The organism is Streptomyces sp. NA02950 (assembly GCF_013364155.1).
In the GTDB taxonomy this organism is placed as follows: Bacteria; Actinomycetota; Actinomycetes; order Streptomycetales; family Streptomycetaceae; genus Streptomyces.
Genome location: NZ_CP054916.1, coordinates 3,509,239 through 3,528,157, shown reverse-complemented (window position 1 = coordinate 3,528,157; position 18,919 = coordinate 3,509,239). Strand labels below are relative to the sequence as shown.

The window sequence follows — 18,919 nt, the reverse complement described above, 5'->3', positions numbered from 1 at the left end:
GCAGGGCGGAACGGCGGCCGGAGAAAGAAAAGGGAGGAAGCCGGAGCTTACGCCTCTTCGCCCTCTTCCTCGCCCTCGGCGGCCTCCTCGGCCGGAGCCTCGGCCTGGGCGGCGACCACGTGCAGCACCGGGGCGTCGTCCTCGACGGCGAGCGTGGTGCCGGCCGGCAGCTTGATGTCCTTGGCGAGGATGGTGGCACCCGCGTCCAGGCCCTCGATGGAGACGGTGACACCCTCGGGGATGTGGGTGGCCTCGGTCTCGACCGGCAGGGCGTTCAGCATGTGCTCGAGCAGGTTGCCGCCGGGGGCCAGCTCGCCCTCGGTGTTGATCGGCACCTCGACGGTGACCTTCTCGCCCTTCTTCACCAGCAGCAGGTCGATGTGCTCAAGGACACCGATCTTGATGGGGTGGCGCTGGACGGCCTTCGGGATGACCAGCTCGTTCTTGCCGCCCTCGACATCGAGGCGGATCAGCACGTTGGGGGTCTTGAGCGCCATCAGCAGATCGTGGCCCGGAAGGGTCACATGCAGCGGGTCGACGCCGTGACCGTAGACGACGCCGGGCACGCGGCCGGCCACACGGGTGCGGCGGGCCGCGCCCTTGCCGAACTCGGTACGGGGCTGGGCGGAGATCTTGACCTCGGCCATGGGGCACTCCTCGTAGATCGTGTCCTGATATGTGGGCGTCACCCGGCCCACGACAGACCTGCTACGAAGAGCGCGTCGATAACGGACAGCTGTGCCGAGCACAGCCTCCCTCGCCGAGCAACCCCACGATTCTACCAATGGCCGGACATGGCTGAGGCCACCCCATGGCGGGGTGGCCTCAGCAGGCTCGCTCAGCGACAGGGTCTAACCCCATCAGGCGTGCTCCTCGAAGAGGCTGGTCACCGAGCCGTCCTCGAAGACCTCCTGCACGGCGCGGGCGATGGTGGGCGCCATCGACAGCACGGTGACCTTGTCGAGCTCGACCTCGTTCGGGGTGGGCAGCGTGTTGGTGAACACGAACTCGCTGACCTTCGAGTTCTTCAGCCGGTCGGCGGCCGGGCCGGACAGCACACCGTGGGTGGCGGTCACGATCACGTCCTCGGCGCCGTTGGCGAACAGCGCGTCGGCCGCGGCGCAGATGGTGCCACCGGTGTCGATCATGTCGTCGACCAGCACACAGACCCGGCCCCGTACATCACCGACCACCTCGTGGACGGTGACCTGGTTGGCCACGTCCGGGTCGCGCCGCTTGTGCACGATGGCCAGCGGGGCGCCCAGCCGGTCGCACCAGCGGTCGGCGACCCGCACCCGGCCGGCGTCGGGGGAGACCACGGTGAGCTTGGTGCGGTCCACCTTGGCGCCCACGTAGTCGGCGAGCACCGGAAGCGCGAAGAGGTGGTCCACCGGACCGTCGAAGAAGCCCTGGATCTGGTCGGTGTGCAGATCGACGGTGAGGATCCGGTCGGCACCCGAGGTCTTCAGCAGATCCGCGATCAGACGGGCCGAGATGGGCTCGCGGCCGCGGTGCTTCTTGTCCTGGCGGGCATAGCCGTAGAAGGGGACGATCACCGTGATGGACCGCGCGGAAGCCCGCTTCAGCGCGTCGATCATGATGAGCTGCTCCATGATCCACTTATTGATCGGAGCGGTGTGGCTCTGGATCAGGAAGCAGTCGGCGCCCCGCGCGGACTCCTGGAATCGGACGTAGATCTCGCCGTTGGCGAAGTCGAAAGCCTTGGTCGGGACCAAGCTGACGCCCAGCTCGTGGGCGACCTCCTCGGCCAGCTCGGGGTGGGCGCGGCCGGAGAAGAGCATCAACTTCTTCTCGCCGGTCGTCTTGATCCCGGTCACAGCAAGTCTCCTTGGATGTCACTTAGGTGCGCTTCTCACGGTACGCCCCGCACGGCATACCCCTGCACGGGTCACTGATCGCTCCGGTGCTCCTGGTGAGCGCTCTCCGCGGCCCGCGCCGCGGCACTTCCGGGGCGCTTGCGGGCCACCCAGCCCTCGATATTCCGCTGCTGTCCGCGGGCGACGGCCAGCGAGCCTGGGGGCACATCCTTGGTGATGACCGAGCCGGCGGCGGTGTAGGCGCCGTCCCCGATCGTGACAGGAGCCACAAGCATGTTGTCGGCTCCGGTGCGGCAGTGGCTGCCGATGGTGGTGTGGTGCTTGCTGACGCCGTCGTAGTTCACGAAGACGCTCGCGGCACCGATGTTGGTGTGGTCGCCGATCGTCGCGTCGCCCACGTAGGACAGATGCGGCACCTTGCTGCCCTCGCCGATCGTGGCGTTCTTCATCTCCACGTAGGTACCGGCCTTGGACTTGGTGCCGAGCCGGGTGCCCGGGCGCAGATACGCGTACGGCCCCACGCCGGCGCCCGCGCCGATCTCGGCGCCGTCGGCGACGGTGAACGACGCGACGGCGCCCTCGCCCACGGTGGTGTCGGTGAGCCGGGAGTTCGGACCGACCTCGCTGTGCGCGGCGAGGTGGGTGGTGCCCAGCAGCTGGGTGCCGGGGTGGACCAGGGCGTCCGGCTCGACGGTGACGGTCGCGTCGATCCAGGTGGTCCCCGGGTCGACCACGGTCACCCCGCTGAGCATGGCGCGCTCCAGCAGCCGGTCGTTGAGCAGCCTGCGGGCCTCGGCCAGCTGGACGCGGTTGTTGATGCCCAGGATCTCCCGGTGGTCCGCGGCCACGGCGGCCCCCACCCGGTGACCGGCCTCACGCAGGATGCCGAGGACATCGGTGAGGTACTCCTCGCCCTGGCTGTTGTCGGTGCGCACCTTGCCGAGCGCGTCGGTGAGCAGCTGGGCGTCGAAGGCGAAGACACCGGAGTTGATCTCGCGGATCGCGCGCTGGGCGTCGGTGGCGTCCTTGTGCTCGACGATCGCGGTGACGGCGCCGCTCGCCGGGTCCCGCACGATCCGGCCGTAGCCGGTGGGCTCGGGCACCTCGGCGGTGAGCACGGTCACCGCGTTCCCGTCGGTGGCGTGGGCCGAGGCCAGCCGCTCCAGCGTGGCGCCGGTCAGCAGCGGGGTGTCACCGCAGACGACGATCACGGTGCCGTCGAGAACGACACCGCTGTCGGACAGCTCCTCCAGGCCCATCCGGACGGCGTGGCCGGTGCCGTTCTGCTCGTGCTGGACGGCGGTGCGCACCTCGGCGTCGATCTCGGCGAGATGTGCGGTGACCTGCTCACGGGCATGGCCGACGACGACCACCAGATGCTCGGGGGAGAGCTCGCGGGAGGCGGCGACGACATGCCCGACGAGGGATCGGCCGCAGATCGCATGCAGGACCTTGGGGGTCGCCGACTTCATACGGGTGCCCTCACCCGCTGCGAGGACGACGACGGCTGCCGGGCGGTTGGCGCTCACGGGTGTGCCCTTCGGCTTCGGGGGTGGACACCCGCAGGATACCGAGAGGTTTCGGGGTGGAAACGTGCGCGGGTCCTGATCGGGGCGATCAGGACCCGTAGGGACGGAAAGCAGAGCTCCCCTGCCAGGACTCGAACCCGGAACAACCGGACCAAAACCGGTAGTGTTGCCCATTACACCACAGGGGATGGAAAAGCACTCAAATCGGACATCCGGTCAGGCTGCCCGACTTGGCCCCCACCACTATGCCGTACCACCAGCCCTCGATGCGACGGTATGGATCAGCGTCGTTGCCCCGTTCCGGGGCGCGGCGCCGTCCGCCGTCCGAGTGGCCTTCACCCCGCCGTGTCCCAGGGAAATGCGTTGCCCCACGGCCGTAGTCTGGTCGCTATGAGTGCTACGGGGGTAGTCGAGGCGGCGAGTGCGCGGGGCGCGCCCGCCGGTCCGTGGTGGTGGCCGCGGCGGCGGAGCATGGTGCTCGACGTGGGGCTCGCCGTCGCGTCGGCGGCGGAATGCGCCGCGGAGGGTGTCGGTTTCGCGCATGACGCCCGGATCCCAACGGTTCTCGGGGTGCTGCTCGGGGTGGTCGTCGGTTCGACGCTGGTGCTGCGGCGCCAGTGGGCGATCGCCGTTGTCCTGATATCGATCGCGGTCACCCCGGCCGAGATGGGCTTGCTGCTCGGTGTGGTCGGCCTCTACACCCTGGCCGCCTCCGAGGTGCCGCGGCGGATCACGGCGGTGCTCGCCGGGATGGCGGGCTCCGGGACGCTCATCATCACCATGATCCGTTTCCAGCAGGACATCAAGAAGGACGGCTGGGAGCCGGGGCTCTGGGTGGTGCCGCTGGTCTCGGTGGTGATGGCGCTGGGGATGACCGCCCCGCCGGTGCTGCTCGGGCTCTACGTCAGGGCGCGGCGGCGGCTGGTGGAGAGTCTGCGGGAGCGGGCCGACGGGCTCGAGCGCGAGCTGTCGCTGCTCGCGGACCGCGCGGAGGAGCGCGCCGAGTGGGCCCGCAACGAGGAGCGCACCCGGATCGCCCGCGAGATGCACGACGTGGTGGCACACCGGGTGAGCCTGATGGTGGTGCACGCGGCTGCGCTCCAGGCGGTGGCGCTGAAGGACCCGGAGAAGGCGTCGAAGAACGCGGCGCTGGTCGGCGACATGGGGCGGCAGGCCCTCACCGAGCTGCGGCAGATGCTGGGGGTGCTGCGCTCCGAGGACGGTCAGCGGTCCGGGGCCGCGGTTCCGGCTCCGGCCCCTCCGAAGGAGCCGCGGCGGGTGCCGCTGGCCGCGGTGGGCCTGGCCGCTTCGGCCGCCGCGCAGGCGGCGGAGGCGGCCGTGCGGGAGGCGGAGCCCCTGGGCGGGCCGTCGCTGGCGGAGCTGGCGGCGCTGGTCGGCCAGTCGCGCGCGGCCGGGATGACCGTGGAGCTTTCGGTGGAGGGCGAGGAGCGGCGCTACGCGTCGCGGGTGGAGCAGACCGCCTACCGGGTGGTGCAGGAAGCGCTCACCAACGTTCACAAGCACGCCCCGGGTGCCAGCGCCCGGGTCCGGGTCGCCCATCGCGCCGCCGAGATCGCGGTGCTGGTGGAGAACGGCCCGTGCGAGGGGGGCACGGCGGACGCCGGGCTGCCCAGCGGGGGCAACGGTCTGGTCGGCATGCGCGAGCGGGTCTCCACGCTGGGCGGGGGCTTTGTGTCGGGGCCGACCGAGACGGGTGGCTTCCGGGTCTCGGCGGTCATCCCGGACCGCACGGCCGACGGGGCCGACGGGGCCGACGGCACGGATGGCGAGGGCGGCACGGACGGCGTGGGCGCCGAGGACGGCGGGCCCGTGGGCTCCACCGCCGGGGAACTCGAGGGCGCCGCGGGGGTGGAGCGCGCCAAGAGCGCGTAGCCGGTCCGGGCCCGCGGTCCGGGTGGCCCTCCTAGGCCCGCGGCAGGCGGGGCGGGAGAGCGCCCGTGACCAGGGTGGCCAGCGCCGCGTCCACGGTCGCGCCCAGATACCAGTCGCCGCAGTGGTCCAGGCTGTAGACCCGGCCCTCCGTGTCGATGGTCAGCAGCGCCTGTCCGTCCGCCTCCTCCCCCAGCGGGCAGACCTCCGTCTCCAGCGCCCGCCCCAAGTCGCTGAGGCTGCGGGCCAGGTGGAGGCCGGGCAGCGGGTCGATCCGGAACGGGGTCGGGGCGATCTGCCGCCCCGCCGCCGGCGGCTGTACGTGCAGTCCGCCGAACTCCGCCCACGCCTCGACGGCCGCCGGGAAGACCGCGTGCTGGTGTCCAGCGGGGGAGGTGTGGGCGCGCAGGGTGTCGGCCCAGACCTCGGCGCGCTGTATGTCCCAGCGGCCGGGCTGCCAGCCCGCCTCGCGCAGGGCGGCGTCCACGGCGATGGGGAAGCGGGTGACGTCCCTGCGGTCGTATGCCTGTTTCACTCGGTCTCACCCACGACCCGTACGCCGAAGTGGGCCAGCAGCGCCGTGCAGGACAGACACGGCGGGGCATAACTGCCGTGCTGGGGGTCGCCCGCCTCGCGGATGCGGCGGGTGGTGAGTTTGGCGTGCTTGAGGGAGCGGCGGGCCTCGCCCTGGCCGAGCGGTTTGCGGGCGGCGCGCTTGGAGCGGCTCGTCTCGAAGGCCGTCAGATGGCGGGAGAGCAGGATCGCCTCGGCGCAGCGGCCGGTGAAGCGCTCGCGCTGGCCGGTGGGGAGGGCGTCGAGGAACTCCTGGACCAGGGGGTGGAGCGTCGGTGGCTGATCGCCCTTGATCCCGGTGCAGGTGAGGGTCTCGCCGCGGACGGAGAGCGCGGCGGCCACGGCGGGCAGGATGCCATCGCGCCGGTGGTGCACCGCGGGCGGCCCGGCGTCGGGGTCGCCGCCGCTCCATCCCAGCCGGGGGTCGTCGGCCGCGGGGGCGGCGTCGTTGCCGCTCCCGTCGCTCCGCGTGGTGTGCATGTGGTGGTTCCCTCCCTACCCCAATCCCCCGGTTGCAGTGATCAGATTGCCAAATGTGCCGGGTGGTGCGGTAGTCCGGTCTGGTGCCGCCAGGTGGGCGGCGGGGCGTGGCCCGAGGCCGGGCGGCGGGGCGGGGGCGGCCGGGGTGACCGACCGGTTCCGGCCGTTGCGCCACCGCATAGGCTGTGTGCAGTAGACAGCATCAGCAGGGGGCAACCGCCATGACGACAGGTCGGCTCGGGCAGCAAGCCGCGCCACCGAACGCGGCCTACGCCGGGCAGGTCGTGCACTTCCCGGACCCGGTCCGGGCCGCTCGCCACCCCAAGGGCGTCCGGGTGGACGAAAACGGCTTTCCGGACTTCTCGCCCTATGCGCGCGCAGCGGCCGAAATCGCCGAGCCCCCGGAGGGGTTCGGCGTCGACGAGCTGCGGCTGACCGACTACGTCTCGGCGAACGCGGCACAGTTCGCCGCCGGTCATGACCTGTGGAAGGACTCCGTACCGGTCGCCACCCCGCACGGCTGGACCTGGCACCACGTCGCCGGCACCCGCCGGATGGAGCTGATCCCGGCCGAGGTGAAGGCGCTGCTGCGGCACCACGGGGGACTCGCCACCGCGCCGGTCGACCAGAACAAGCGCGGCACCCGCCCTCTCCAGGAGACCCGGCCGGTCCACTTCGGGCTGCCCGTCCGCGGACTCTCGGTCACCGAGGAGCAGGTGCTCGGTGTCGAGGAGGACCTCGGCTACCGGCTGCCCGACGCGTACCGCGGGTACCTGAAGGCGGCGGGTGGCTGCGCCCCGGTCGGCGCGGCGCTCGACCCGGAGCTGGGGCTGCTGATCGACCAGCCCTTCTTCACGGTGCGCGACGAGGCCGCGATCAACGACCTCGTGTACATGAACAAGTGTCTGCGCGACCACTTCACCAAGGACTATCTGGGCGTCGGCTTCGTCCAGGGTGGGGTGATCGCGGTGAAGGTGAAGGGCGACGCGATCGGCTCGGTGTGGTTCTGCGCGTACGACGACGCGCGGGACCGCGACGGCTGGACGGTCCAGGACCGGGTGACGGAGCTGATGCTGCCGTGCGGCGATGACTTCGACGCCTTCCTGCTGCGGCTGGCGGGCAATCCGCCGGAACTGGAGACCGTGGCGAACCTGATGGTGGACGGTGGATTCGCGTACGCCGTTCCAGTGGAGGAGTGAGCGCGATGGTGACCTTCGCACAGGCGCAGGAGCGCGCGGAACTCTGGATCAACGGTGATGTGCCCGCCTATCAGCAGCGCGAGGTGCGGGTCCGGGAGTTCGACCTGGGGTTCGTGGTCTGGGCCGAGGACCGGCCCGACGGTCCGGTCTCGGACACGGCCACCGACGGCGCGCGGATGGTCATCGCCCGCGACAGCGGTGACACCACGCTGTGGCCCGGACTGCCGGTCGGTGAGGTCATCCGCCGCTACGAGGAGTGCTACGGGTCGACGGCCGACGCCGACCCCTCGGAGACCACCGGCGGCCGTCAGCGGCGCATCGATCTCAACGCCACGTCCTTCCTGCTCACTCCGCCGGAGTGGTTGCAGGAGGCGGCGGACGCGCTGAGTCTGCCGGACCAGCGGCTGGACATCCCCGACCAGCGGTCGGACGCCGCGCCGGGGGCGGGGCCGTCCGGCGCGCCCGCGGCCGGGTCCGGGGGCGCGCGGCCGCAGGACGCACCGCCGGTTCCACCCGCCCCTGCCGCGCCTTCTGCGCCTTCCGCTTCCTCCTCCGCCTCGGCGCCGTCCGGTGGTACGCCGTGGGCCGGGGCCGACACCAACTCCGGGGGCGACGACGGCGACCGCTCGGTCGCACCGCCCGCGACGGTCTTCGCCCCGCCGCTGGCGGGCTCCGACGACGAGGACACCCCGGCGCCGGGCGTACGGCCGGACGCCAAGACCGAGCTGCTGTCCGGCGGCAGCGCGCTGCCGCCCACCGCCATCGCGCCGCAGATCGACCTCCCGGGCGGTCCGGGCGCCGGTCCGGTGTCCGGCGCCGCTCCCGGCGCGGCCGATATCGCGAACGAGGCCACCCGCAAGGCGACGCCCGGCGGTCCCACGCCTCCGCCGCCGCCCGGTGCCCCGGGTACGCCCGGCGCCCGGCCCGGCGCGGGTGCGCAGACCCCGCACGCCCCGCACACCCCGCCCCCTCCGTCGTCGCCCGCCCCGTCCGGGCCCGGCACCCCGGGCGCTCCGGCCGGGGGTTACGTACCGACCCAGCTGGTCTCGCAGCTCGACCCCGACGCGGGGCCCGGTGGGCAGACCCCGCCGCCCGGTGCTCCGGGCGGCGGCAATGTGCACGCCGCCGCGACGATGCTGGCGGGCGGTCCCGGCCAGCCCGCCGCGCCTGGTGCCCCCGGTGCGCCTGGTACTCCGGGCGCTCCCGGTGCTCCTGGCCAGACCCCGCCGCCGGGTGCGCAGCCGCCCGGTCCGCCCGGTGCTCCGCAGTCGCCCCAGGCCCCCGGCGCCCCGGGTGCGCCCGGGGCTCCCGGTGGTGTGCATGCCGCCGCGACGATGCTGGCGGGCGGTCCCGGCCAGCCCGGCGCCCCCGGCGCTCCCGGCCACACCCCGCCGCCCGGTCCGGGCGGTCCCGGTTTCCCGGCTCCGCCGGGTGCCCCGGGCGTACCCGGCCAGGCTGCCCCATCCGGCCCGCAGCCGCCCGGCCCACCGGGGGTCCCCGGTGCGGGTGGTTCCGCGACGCCGCCGCCTCCGTTCCCCGGCGCTCCCGGCGCCCCAGGGGCTCCCGGGGCCCCCGGTGACGGTGTGCACGCCGCCGCGACCATGCTGGCCGGTGGCCCCGGCGCGCCCGGCGCCCCGGGTGCCCCCGCTATGGCGCCGCCTCCCGGTGCTCCGGTGCCCGGCATGGCGCCGCCTCCCGGTGCCGCGGCCCCCGGCACGCCCCCGCCCGGATACGCGTATCCGCAGCCGCCGCCCGGTCAGCCGACCGTGGGCCCCGGCTATATGGCGGTCCTCCGCTACCGCGCACAGGACGGCTCCGAGCAGCAGCTCATCCGCCGTTCCGCACCGGGCACCCCGCATCCGGAGTGGCAGATCCTGCACGAGCTGCGGTCGATGAACGTGCCGCCGCAGCAGGTGCTGGAGCTCCACACCGAGCTGGAGTCCTGCGATCTGCCCGGCGGTTACTGCGCCCGGATGATCCACGAGACCTGGCCGCAGGTGCGGATCAGCCACACCGCCCCGTACGGCCGGGACCACGCCACCCGCCAGCAGGGCGTCCGCCATCTGCTGGAGCACCAGGGTGAGTTGCACCAGGTGGCGGACGGCCCGGCCCGTCCGGCGCCGAACCGGGCGCCGCTGCCGCACCCCGGCCAGGTGCAGCCGGTTCCGCCGGTTCCGCCCGAGGGTCTGGCGCATGAGCTGGGCCAGTCGTTCGGCCCCGGCATCTTCCGCTTCGACCAGCGCGCGGTCTCCCGGATGGGCGTACCGGACGTGGTCGCGCAGACGCTGGTCTGGGCGGGACTCCCGGTGGACTTCGGGCCGTTCTTCTGGGCCCAGGCCCAGCCGGGCCGCCCGGTGCCGACGCTGGCCGAACTGGCGGCCGAGCGCGGCGTGCAGCCCGCGGCCGACGCCGGGTCGTACCTGGTCATGGGCAATGACTTCGGCCGTCAGCTGTGTGTGCAGTACGGCACCGCGCACATCGTGGCCATTCCTCTGGAGGCGGTGGCGCAGCCGGTGCCGCCGCAGTTCGTGAACACCGGTCTGCCGGAGTTCGTGCGCTGCATGGCGCTGCTGGGCCGGATGTGGCGGCTGCGCTACGGGCTGACGCCCGAGCAGGCGGGCCGCTGGACGGTCGACTTCCAGGCCCAGCTCGCCGCCCTGGACCCGGCGGCGCTGTCCGCACCGGACAACTGGTGGGCGGTGCTGCTGGAGCAGATGTGGGACGGCCTGCTCTGACGTAGCCCGTAGGCCCACCAGGCAGCGCCGGCAGACGGATCGAGGCGCCCGACCCCCGTGACGGGGGCGGGCGCCTCGTCGTTGTTGTCACCGGATTCCGGCGGGATTCCACGGGGGGACCGGAACGCGTCCCGGCCCCGGCCGCCGGGGCGGATGGGCGGAGTGTCGCGTTATGGGCGATTAGCGGCGATCCATCAAGATGTGCGCCGAAGCGCGTTGCATGCCGGACAAAAGGGGTTCCAAGGATGGGCGCATCGGTGTCACCACAGGGCTTCACCATCGTCGGACGGGGCCGCGGCTACCGTCCCGTGCAGGTCGACCGCTGTGTGGCGGAGCTGTCCCAGGCACGTGACGCGGCCTGGGAACGGGCCGCGCGCCTCACCGTGCTCGCCAACGAGCTGTCCGCCGACGCGGAGCGGCTGCGCGAGACGGTCTCCCAGCTGGCCCCCCAGACGTATGAATCGCTGGGCGACCGCGCCCAGCTGATCCTGATGGCGGCCGAGGAGGAGGAGACGCATCTGCGCGCGCAGGCCGAGGCGTGGGCGCAGGAGCAGTGGGAGGCCGTGCAGGTCGACGCCCGTCTGGTGCGCGACCAGGCGCGCGACGAGGCCGAGCGGGTGCGCGAGGCCGCCGAGGCATCGGCGCGCAGCACCCTGGAGGCGGCCCAGGCGGAGGTCGAGGAGGTGCGGGCCGTCTCGCGCCAGGACGTCAAGGAGTGGCGGGGCGAGGCGCTCGCCGCGCTCAAGGACATGCGGCAGCGCACCGCCGCGGTCCTGGTCGAGCAGGAACGGGAGCACGGTGAGCGGTGGGAGGCGGCGGGCCGCGAACTGGCCGAGCGCGACAGCGCGATGACCGCCCGCCTGGCCCAGCTGGAGGAGTTCACGCAGGCCAGACTGGCCGACGCGAAGCGGGAGTACGCGATGGCCGAGCAGGCAGCGCGGCTGCGCCAGGAGGACGCGCAGGCGCAGGCGGCGGAGATCATCGCCCAGGCGCGGGCCCGCGAGGATCGCCTCGCCCGGGAGACCGAGCGCACGCTGCGCGACCACCTCCAGCGGCGCGAGGAGCTGAAGGCACATCTGGAGCATGTGCGCGGCAGTCTGGCGGCGCTGACGGGCAAGCCGGTAGCGGAAGACCCCGGCCCGGGCTCCCGCCCGGAGCTGAGCCCCGAGTCCTGACCCCAGGGCCTCCGGCCCGGAACGGGGACGCCCGGCGGGTGCGGCGATGCGGCCGCACCCGCCGCGCGCCGGTGTGCGGTGGCGTACGGCCTGGCCCCCTTCGCCCGCGCGCCGGGCGGTCACGGCGGCGTGACCACCGGACCCGGCTCCCGCCGGGCGTCATGGGGGCGCAGGCCCGGAGGCGGGGCGGCTGTCCCTCGGCGGCGGCGCCGTGTCCGGCGATCTCCCGGCGGGCGACGTGCCGCACCACCCGACCCCAGGACCGGCGCCGTCGGATGCCGCTCGCCGCCCGCCGCTCAAAGCCCGGGTTCCGGTTCCGTTTCCGGCCGCGAGGCGGCCTCCCGCTCCGGGCGGACCGGAAAGGTGCGCGGGGCGAGGAAGAGCAGGACCAGCAGGGCCAGGAGGGCCGCGGCCGCGGCGCCCAGATAGACGTGGTCGACGGAGGCGTCCACGGCCCGGCGCAGATAGTCCGCGGCCCGGTCGCTGAGGGCCGCCGGGTGGTCCAGGGCGTGGGAGACCGAGTCGAGGTCGTCGGGGAGCCCGGTCCGGATGGCGGCCGGGGCCTCGGTCAGCCGCGAGGCGAGCGTCGCGTTGGCGACGGCGCCGAAGAGGGCCGCGCCCACGCTCTGGCCGACCTGACGGCAGAAGAGGATCGAGGCGGTCGCGGTGCCGCGCTCGGCCCAGCCCACGGACGACTGCACCCCGATGATCAGCGGCAGTTGGAACAGCCCGAGGGACGCTCCCAGCAGCAGCGTGATCAGCGCGGGCTGCCAGGCGGCCCCGGGGTAGGGGAGGAACGGAAAGGCGGCCAGGACCAGCGCGGCGGCCCCGATTCCGGTCATCGCACAGCGCCGGAAGCCGATCCGGTTGTAGACGCGGTTGCTGTACGCGGCCGAGATCGGCCAGCTCAGCGTCATGACGGAAAGCACGAACCCGGCCGCGATCGGGCCGAGACCCAGCACCGACTGGGCGTAGGTGGGCAGAAAGACCGTCGGGGCGATCATCAGCAGTCCGAGCGCGCCGAACGCCAGGTTGACCGCCGAGATCGTACGGCGCCGCCAGACCCAGCCCGGGATGATCGGTTCGGCGGCACTCCGTTCGATGACCACGGTCACCGCCCCGCACACCGCGCTGCCCGCCAGCAGCGCCAGCGAGGGCGCCGACAGCCAGCCCCAGGCCACCCCGCCCTGGACGAGCGCGGTCAGCAGCAGTCCGCCGGAGGCGAAGACGGCCAGGGCCCCCGCCCAGTCGATCCGCGCCCGGTCCCGGGCGGGCCGCTCCGGTTCGTGCAGATGACGGGCGATCAGCGTCCAGGCCAGCGCGCCGACCGGCAGGTTGATCAGGAAGATCCAGCGCCAGTCGGCGTATCCGGCGAGCACCCCGCCGATCACCGGGCCGGTCACCGCGGACACCGCCCACACCGAGGAGAGCCGGGCCTGGATCTTCGGGCGCTCCTTGAGCGGATAGAGATCGGCGGCGACCACCTGGATGGTGCCCTGGAGCGCGCCGCCGCCCAGCCCCTGGACGATCCGGAAGGCGATGAGGGAAGCCATGTTCCAGGCACCGGCGCACAGCAGCGAGCCGGAGACGAAGATGACGATGCCCGCGAGGAGCACCGGTTTGCGGCCGAAGGTGTCGGAGAGCTTGCCGTAGACCGGCAGGGTGACGGTCACGGCGAGCAGATAGCCGGAGAACAGCCAGGAGAAGACGGAGAAGCCGCCGAGGTCCCCGACGATCTGCGGCACGGCGGTGGAGATGACGGTCGAGTCCAGGGCGGCCAGCGCCATACCGAGCATCAGGGCGGCGACGACCGGGCGGCGCTCACGGGCGTCCGGCGGCGGAGAGGTCGCTCCGGGTGCCGGAGGGGTGGGGTCCGCGTCCGTCCGCCGTCGTGCGGTGCCGCCCACCGTGGCGCGCTCCTTCCGCCGGACCGCGCCCGGCCGCCATCCGGCGCCCGGTTGACGTCCGGAGTTCTTGTACGACCCACCTTTCCATGCCGGGGCAGGGCGGGGGAAGGTGTCATACGGGCTGATGGGCCCCGGGTATTGAGCCTCCCCCAGGGTCAGGGTGCAGGATCGACCCGGAGACCGCCTCCCCCTCAGGTCCTAGACCCCTAGGGGATGTCCGCCCGTTCCTCCTACCCGTGGTTCGTTCCGGCGGAGGAGGAGGGCGGGCACCTCCGCTCCGTAATCTTGCTGTGGGCAGCGCGACCGCGGGGGTGGGGCTGCCCCTACCGCGAAGACGGAGTCAGGCACCATCGCGGCGGTTCCCGGAGCTCGGCAGGCTGGATGCCGCGAGCGATCAGGGAGCCGGGATCGCCACAGACAATCGAGGAGAGTCACCGTGACAACGGCTGTATCGATTCCCAAGACCGGGGGCAGCGGGGGACATACGGCCGTTGCCGCCCGCGCGCGACAGGTGGTCAAGGCATACGGCTCGGGGGAGACCCGGGTGGTCGCGCTGGACCAGGTGGACGTGGACATCGCCCGCGGCCAGTTCACCGCGATCATGGGCCCCTCCGGCTCCGGCAAGTCCACCCTGATGCACTGCCTGGCCGGACTGGACACCGTCTCCTCGGGCCAGATATTCATCGACGAGACCGAGATCACCGGGCTCAAGGACAAGAAGCTCACCAAGCTGCGCCGGGACCGCATCGGCTTCATCTTCCAGGCGTTCAACCTGCTTCCGACGCTGAACGCGATCGAGAACATCACGCTGCCGATGGACATCGCGGGCCGCAAGCCGGACCGCGCCTGGCTGGACCGGGTGGTGGAGACCGTCGGCCTCGCCGGGCGGCTCAAACACCGGCCGAACCAGCTCTCCGGCGGTCAGCAGCAGCGCGTCGCCGTGGCCCGGGCCCTCGCCGCCCGCCCCGAGATCATCTTCGGTGACGAGCCGACCGGAAACCTGGACTCGCGGGCCGGGGCCGAGGTCCTGGGCTTCCTGCGGCGTTCGGTGGACGAGCTGGGCCAGACCATCGTGATGGTCACCCACGACCCGGTCGCCGCCTCCTACGCCAACCGCGTGCTGTACCTGGCCGACGGCCGGATCGTGGACGAGATGCACAACCCGACCGCCGAAGGGGTCCTGGAGCGCATGAAGCACTTCGACGCGCGTGGGCGGGTGTCATGACCGTCCTCAAGACCTCCCTGCGCAACTTCCTCGCGCACAAGGGACGGATGGCGCTCTCCGCCATCGCCGTCCTGCTGTCGGTGGCCTTCGTCTCCGGCACCCTGGTCTTCACCGACACCACCAACGCCACGTTCGACAAGCTCTTCGCGGCCACCTCCTCCGATGTCACGGTCAGCCCGAAGAACGCCGACAACGGTGACGACTCGCAGGCCACCAGCCGGATCGAGACGCTGCCCGCCGCCCAGATCAAGCGGATCCAGGGCATCAAGGGCGTCAAGAAGGTGACCGGTGACGCCACCAGCCAGTCGATCACCATCGTCAACAGCCGGAAGAAGGACATCGGCCCCGACTCGGGTGCCCCCACCATCGGCACCAACTGGGACCCCACCGAGCACCGCTCGGTGAAGCTCACCTCCGGCCGCGCGCCGCGCGGACCCACCGAGGTGATGCTCGACGCCGACACCGCCAAGAACAAGAAGGTGAAGATCGGTGACGAGCTGCGGGTGATCACCGTCCCCGGTGAGTTCCGCGCCAAGGTCGTCGGTCTGGCCACCTTCCAGGTGACCAACCCCGGCTCCACCGTCCTCTTCCTGGACACCCCCTCGTCCCAGCGGCTGCTGCTGGGCCGTACCGAGGCGTTCACCAGCTTCGCGCTCACCGCCCAGCCGGGCGTCAGCAACGAGCAGCTCAAGAAGAACGTGCTCGCCGACCTCGGCCCGGGCTTCAAGGTGCAGACGAAGGCCGAGGCCAGCGACGAGGCCCAGGACGACATCGGCTCGTTCCTGGACATCATGAAGTACGCGATGCTCGGCTTCGCCGGGATCGCCGTCCTCGTCGGCATCTTCCTGATCGTCAACACCTTCTCCATGCTGGTCGCCCAGCGCACCCGGGAGATCGGCCTGATGCGTGCCATCGGGTCCAGCCGTCAGCAGATCAACCGGTCGGTGCTGATCGAGGCACTGCTGCTGGGCATCGTCGGCTCGGTGCTCGGTGTCCTCGCCGGTGTCGGGCTCGCGGTCGGGCTGATGAAGATCATGGGCAACGCCGGACTGCACCTGAGCACCGATCAGCTGACGGTGAAGCCCGCCACGCCCATCATCGGCCTCACCGTCGGCGTCGTCGTCACCGTCATCGCCGCGTACATCCCGGCCCGCCGGGCGTCGAGGATCTCCCCGATGGCGGCGCTGCGCGACGCCGGTACCCCGGCGGACGCCAAGGCCGGGCGGATCCGCGCCGTGATCGGCACCGTGCTCACCGCGGCCGGGGCCGCCGCCCTGTTCGCCGCGGGCAGCGCGGACAAGGCGACCGACGGCTCGATGTTCCTGGGCCTGGGCGTGCTGCTGACCCTCGTCGGCTTCATCGTGGTCGGCCCGCTGCTGGCCGGTCTGGTGATCCGGGTGCTCGCCGCCGTGATCCTGCGGATCTTCGGCCCGGTCGGCCGGATGGCCGAGCGCAACGCGCTGCGCAACCCGCGGCGCACCGGCGCCACCGGCGCGGCGCTGATGATCGGTCTGGCCCTGGTCGCCTGTCTGTCGGTGGTCGGCTCCTCGATGGTCGCCTCGGCCAGCGACGAACTGGACAAGTCGGTGGGCGCGGACTTCATCATGCAGCCCAAGCCCGGCAAGCCGGTCACCCCGCAGATCGAGAAGGCGATCGAGAAGGCCAGGGGCCTGGACCACATCAGCCACTACAAGCAGCTCAACGATGTCCGGCTGACGCTCCCGGACGGCAAGACGGTGGGCAAGGACCTCTCCGCCGCCACCCCGACCTACGCGGACGACCTGCGGACCCCGGTGGTCGAGGGCTCGCTCGCCGACGCCTACCGCAAGGACGCGATCTCGCTGCCCGAGGGCTTCGCCGAGGACCACAAGGTGAAGAAGGGCGACACCGTGACCGTCGCCTTCCCGCACGGCCGGAAGGCCGGGCTCACGGTGGCAGCGATCACCTCGGACGACACCTCGCTGGACAAGGGAGCGCTGTACACCAGCATCGCGACCGTCCAGGCCCATGTCCCGGCCGACCGGATCCCGACGGACATGATGGTCCTCGGCACGGCCAAGGACGGCCAGGAGGACCAGGCATACGCTTCGCTCAAGAAGCAGCTGGCGGACTACCCGCAGATCCAGGTCCGCGACCAGACCGACTACAAGAAGATGATGAAGGACCAGATCGGCCAGCTGCTCAACCTGGTCTACGGTCTGCTCGCCCTGGCGATCATCGTCGCCATCCTGGGTGTGGTGAACACCCTGGCCCTGTCGGTCGTCGAACGGACCCGGGAGATCGGGCTGATGCGCGCCATCGGTCTCTCCCGCCGCCAGATGCGCCGCATGATCCGCCTGGAGTCCGTGGTCATCGCGCTCTTCGGCGCCCTGCTGGGCCTGGGGCTCGGCATGGGCTGGGGCGCGACGGCCCAGAAGCTGCTGGCCCTCGAGGGTCTGAAGACCCTGGAGATCCCGTGGCCGACCATCATCACGGTCTTCATCGGCTCCGCCGTGGTGGGCCTGGTGGCGGCGCTGATCCCGGCCTTCCGCGCGGCCCGGATGAACGTCCTGAACGCCATCGCCACGGAGTAGGACGCGACGTAACGGAAACCGCCCGGACCTGCCTCTCCCACATACGGGGGTGAGGGGCGACGGCGACCCGGCCCGGTGTGCTCTCGGGGGTGCACACCGCGCCGGGTCGCGGCGGTTCACCCGGGCTGTGCGTGCTCCCGGTCTTTGACTTCGAGCGCCCTCCAGCTCCTAGCGTGATCGACACGACCGCGAGGAACATCGCTTCCAGGAGGTACAGCCATGAATCAGCTTCCCACCCGCAGCCTCGGCGCGCTGGACGTCTCCGCCCAGGGCCTCGGCTGCATGGGGATGAGCCACGCCTACGGCGCGTCCGACGACCAGCAGTCGATCGCGACCATCCACCGTGCCCTCGACCTCGGCGTCACCCTTCTGGACACCTCGGACTTCTACGGCTCCGGACACAACGAGGAGCTGATCGGCCGGGCCCTGACCGGGCGTCGGGACCAGGCGGTGATCGCCACCAAGTTCGGCTTCGCCAACCGGCTGGGCGAGAAGACCGAGATCCGGGGCGACGCGGAGTATGTGCGGCAGGCGTGCGACGCCTCGCTGCGCCGCCTCGGTGTCGACCACATCGACCTCTACTACCAGCACCGCGTCGACCCCGATGTGCCCATCGAGGAGACCGTCGGCGCGATGGCCGAGCTGGTCCAGGCGGGCAAGGTGCGCTTCCTCGGGCTCTCCGAGGCGAGCGCGGGGACCGTTCGCCGCGCCCACGCCGTCCACCCCATCTCCGCGCTCCAGAGCGAATGGTCGCTGTGGACCCGGGACCTGGAGGCGGAGATCGCCCCGGTCTGCCGTGAGCTGGGCATCGGCCTGGTGCCGTTCTCGCCGCTCGGCCGTGGCTTCCTGACCGGCAGGGTCACCTCGCTGGACACGCTGGAGGAGAAGGACATGCGCCGCACCCAGCCCCGGTTCGCCGACGGAAACCTGGACCGGAACCTGGCCATCGTGGAGCGGCTGCGCGAGCTGGCCGCCGAGAAGGGCGTCACCGCCGGTCAGCTCGCCCTGGCCTGGGTGCAGTACCGGGGCGACGACGTGGTGCCGATCCCCGGCACCCGCCGGGAGACCTATCTGAAGGAGAACCTGGGAGCGCTCGAGGTCGAGCTGACGGCCGAGGACCTCGCCGCGATCGACGCCGCCGCGCCGGCCGGGGAGATCGCCGGGAACCGCTACGACCCCACCGCCCTGGCCTTCGTCGACGGCTGACTCCCGGGCGGGACGAACGGGAAGCGGGACGAACGGGAAGCGGGACGAGCGGGAAGCGGGACGGACGGGAAAGGGGGAACCGGCCGGAAATCCCGTCCCCGCGAGCGATGAGTTCTCCGGTGCCCCGCGGTCTCAAGGGAAAAGCCACTCACCACGGAGGTTCCCATGACCGAGACCGCGAAGGGCACCCGGCTCAGCGAGGTGGGCCGGGTGGCCGTCACCGTCGCCGACCAGGACCGCGCGCTGGACTTCTACGTCGGCACCCTCGGCTTCGACAAGCGCGCCGACATCCCCTTCGGGGAGGGCCAGCGCTGGATCGAGGTCGGGCCGTCGGACGGCGGGGCCGGGATCGCGCTGGTGAACCCGCAGGGCTGCGAAGGAGCTGATGAATCCGGCTCCGGGCCCCGCAAGGAGACCGGCATCATCCTCACCTCCGAGGACATCGACGCCGACCACACCACGCTGCGGGAGGCCGGTGTGGACACCGACCCCGAGGTCATGCGGTACGGCGCCCCCGTGCCGCCGATGTTCTCCTTCCGCGACCCCGACGGGAACGCGATCATGGTCGTCAGCAACGAGTGAGCACCAG

At 72.2% G+C, this 18,919-nt stretch carries 14 protein-coding genes and 1 tRNA gene; 8 read left to right on the top strand and 7 right to left on the bottom strand.

The window, feature by feature from the left end; genetic code table 11:
• Positions 1-47: 47 nt before the first annotated feature.
• From HUT19_RS14985 to HUT19_RS14970, 4 genes are all read right to left on the bottom strand, one after another.
• Entirely contained in the window at positions 48-647 is a 600-nt protein-coding gene (locus HUT19_RS14985) for a 50S ribosomal protein L25/general stress protein Ctc (protein WP_176186891.1), read from the bottom strand.
• A gap of 213 nt (positions 648-860) precedes the next feature.
• Positions 861-1,838 (bottom strand): ribose-phosphate diphosphokinase, encoded by a 978-nt coding sequence (locus tag HUT19_RS14980; protein ID WP_176180973.1) that lies wholly within the window; start codon positions 1,836-1,838, stop codon positions 861-863.
• A 71-nt stretch (positions 1,839-1,909) separates the two neighbouring features.
• A complete protein-coding gene (gene glmU, locus HUT19_RS14975; RefSeq protein WP_176180972.1) occupies positions 1,910-3,367 on the bottom strand; it encodes a bifunctional UDP-N-acetylglucosamine diphosphorylase/glucosamine-1-phosphate N-acetyltransferase GlmU in 1,458 nt (485 codons plus the stop codon).
• Between the two features lie 116 nt (positions 3,368-3,483).
• Positions 3,484-3,555 (bottom strand) — tRNA-Gln (locus HUT19_RS14970).
• 202 nt (positions 3,556-3,757) lie between these two features.
• Here HUT19_RS14970 and HUT19_RS14965 point away from each other — a divergent pair.
• Positions 3,758-5,260: a sensor histidine kinase gene (locus HUT19_RS14965; RefSeq protein WP_176180971.1), complete on the top strand. Its 1,503-nt coding sequence runs from the start codon at positions 3,758-3,760 to the stop codon at positions 5,258-5,260.
• A 31-nt stretch (positions 5,261-5,291) separates the two neighbouring features.
• Here HUT19_RS14965 and HUT19_RS14960 read toward each other — a convergent pair whose 3' ends face one another.
• Both HUT19_RS14960 and HUT19_RS14955 read right to left on the bottom strand, forming a co-directional pair.
• On the bottom strand, positions 5,292-5,792 hold the full coding sequence (locus tag HUT19_RS14960; RefSeq protein WP_176180970.1) for an SUKH-3 domain-containing protein: 501 nt from the start codon (positions 5,790-5,792) through the stop codon (positions 5,292-5,294).
• Positions 5,789-6,310 carry a YwqJ-related putative deaminase gene (locus tag HUT19_RS14955; RefSeq protein WP_176180969.1) on the bottom strand — a complete coding sequence of 174 codons (522 nt, stop codon included), beginning with the start codon at positions 6,308-6,310 and terminating at the stop codon, positions 5,789-5,791. The genes HUT19_RS14960 and HUT19_RS14955 overlap by 4 nt, the downstream gene beginning before the upstream one ends.
• 221 nt (positions 6,311-6,531) lie before the next feature.
• On the opposite strand from HUT19_RS14955, the gene HUT19_RS14950 reads away from it, so the two are divergent.
• The 3 genes from HUT19_RS14950 (at position 6,532) to HUT19_RS14940 (ending at position 11,419) form a co-directional block, all read left to right on the top strand.
• Positions 6,532-7,509 carry an SMI1/KNR4 family protein gene (locus HUT19_RS14950; RefSeq protein WP_176180968.1) on the top strand — a complete coding sequence of 326 codons (978 nt, stop codon included), beginning with the start codon at positions 6,532-6,534 and terminating at the stop codon, positions 7,507-7,509.
• Positions 7,510-7,514: 5 nt separating this feature from the next.
• Complete coding sequence (locus tag HUT19_RS14945; RefSeq protein WP_176180967.1) at positions 7,515-10,244, top strand: SUKH-4 family immunity protein; 2,730 nt, start codon at positions 7,515-7,517, stop codon at positions 10,242-10,244.
• A gap of 245 nt (positions 10,245-10,489) precedes the next feature.
• Positions 10,490-11,419, top strand: coding sequence for a cellulose-binding protein (locus HUT19_RS14940; protein ID WP_176180966.1), 930 nt, complete (start codon positions 10,490-10,492; stop codon positions 11,417-11,419).
• A gap of 296 nt (positions 11,420-11,715) precedes the next feature.
• On the opposite strand, the gene HUT19_RS14935 is transcribed toward HUT19_RS14940, so the two are convergent.
• Positions 11,716-13,215 (bottom strand): MFS transporter, encoded by a 1,500-nt coding sequence (locus HUT19_RS14935; protein WP_176186889.1) that lies wholly within the window; start codon positions 13,213-13,215, stop codon positions 11,716-11,718.
• 547 nt (positions 13,216-13,762) lie between these two features.
• Between HUT19_RS14935 and HUT19_RS14930 the strand changes: the two genes are divergently transcribed.
• From HUT19_RS14930 to HUT19_RS14915, 4 genes are all read left to right on the top strand, one after another.
• Positions 13,763-14,551 carry an ABC transporter ATP-binding protein gene (locus tag HUT19_RS14930; RefSeq protein ID WP_176180965.1) on the top strand — a complete coding sequence of 263 codons (789 nt, stop codon included), beginning with the start codon at positions 13,763-13,765 and terminating at the stop codon, positions 14,549-14,551.
• On the top strand, positions 14,548-17,124 hold the full coding sequence (locus HUT19_RS14925; RefSeq protein WP_176180964.1) for an ABC transporter permease: 2,577 nt from the start codon (positions 14,548-14,550) through the stop codon (positions 17,122-17,124). The genes HUT19_RS14930 and HUT19_RS14925 overlap by 4 nt, the downstream gene beginning before the upstream one ends.
• A 219-nt stretch (positions 17,125-17,343) precedes the next feature.
• Positions 17,344-18,330, top strand: a complete 987-nt coding sequence (locus tag HUT19_RS14920; RefSeq protein WP_176180963.1) for an aldo/keto reductase — start codon at positions 17,344-17,346, stop codon at positions 18,328-18,330.
• 165 nt (positions 18,331-18,495) lie between these two features.
• On the top strand, positions 18,496-18,912 hold the full coding sequence (locus tag HUT19_RS14915; RefSeq protein ID WP_176180962.1) for a VOC family protein: 417 nt from the start codon (positions 18,496-18,498) through the stop codon (positions 18,910-18,912).
• Positions 18,913-18,919: the final 7 nt, after the last annotated feature.

Bases quoted from the DNA above. Each gene is read 5' to 3' on its own strand.
- HUT19_RS14985 (WP_176186891.1), bottom strand. From the start codon at position 647: ATGGCCGAGGTCAAGATCTCCGCCCAGCCCCGTACCGAGTTCGGCAAG.
- HUT19_RS14965 (WP_176180971.1), top strand. From the start codon at position 3,758: ATGAGTGCTACGGGGGTAGTCGAGGCGGCGAGTGCGCGGGGCGCGCCC.
- HUT19_RS14955 (WP_176180969.1), bottom strand. From the start codon at position 6,310: ATGCACACCACGCGGAGCGACGGGAGCGGCAACGACGCCGCCCCCGCG.
- HUT19_RS14950 (WP_176180968.1), top strand. From the start codon at position 6,532: ATGACGACAGGTCGGCTCGGGCAGCAAGCCGCGCCACCGAACGCGGCC.
- HUT19_RS14945 (WP_176180967.1), top strand. From the start codon at position 7,515: ATGGTGACCTTCGCACAGGCGCAGGAGCGCGCGGAACTCTGGATCAAC.
- HUT19_RS14940 (WP_176180966.1), top strand. From the start codon at position 10,490: ATGGGCGCATCGGTGTCACCACAGGGCTTCACCATCGTCGGACGGGGC.
- HUT19_RS14935 (WP_176186889.1), bottom strand. From the start codon at position 13,215: ATGCTCGGTATGGCGCTGGCCGCCCTGGACTCGACCGTCATCTCCACC.
- HUT19_RS14925 (WP_176180964.1), top strand. From the start codon at position 14,548: ATGACCGTCCTCAAGACCTCCCTGCGCAACTTCCTCGCGCACAAGGGA.
- HUT19_RS14920 (WP_176180963.1), top strand. From the start codon at position 17,344: ATGAATCAGCTTCCCACCCGCAGCCTCGGCGCGCTGGACGTCTCCGCC.
- HUT19_RS14915 (WP_176180962.1), top strand. From the start codon at position 18,496: ATGACCGAGACCGCGAAGGGCACCCGGCTCAGCGAGGTGGGCCGGGTG.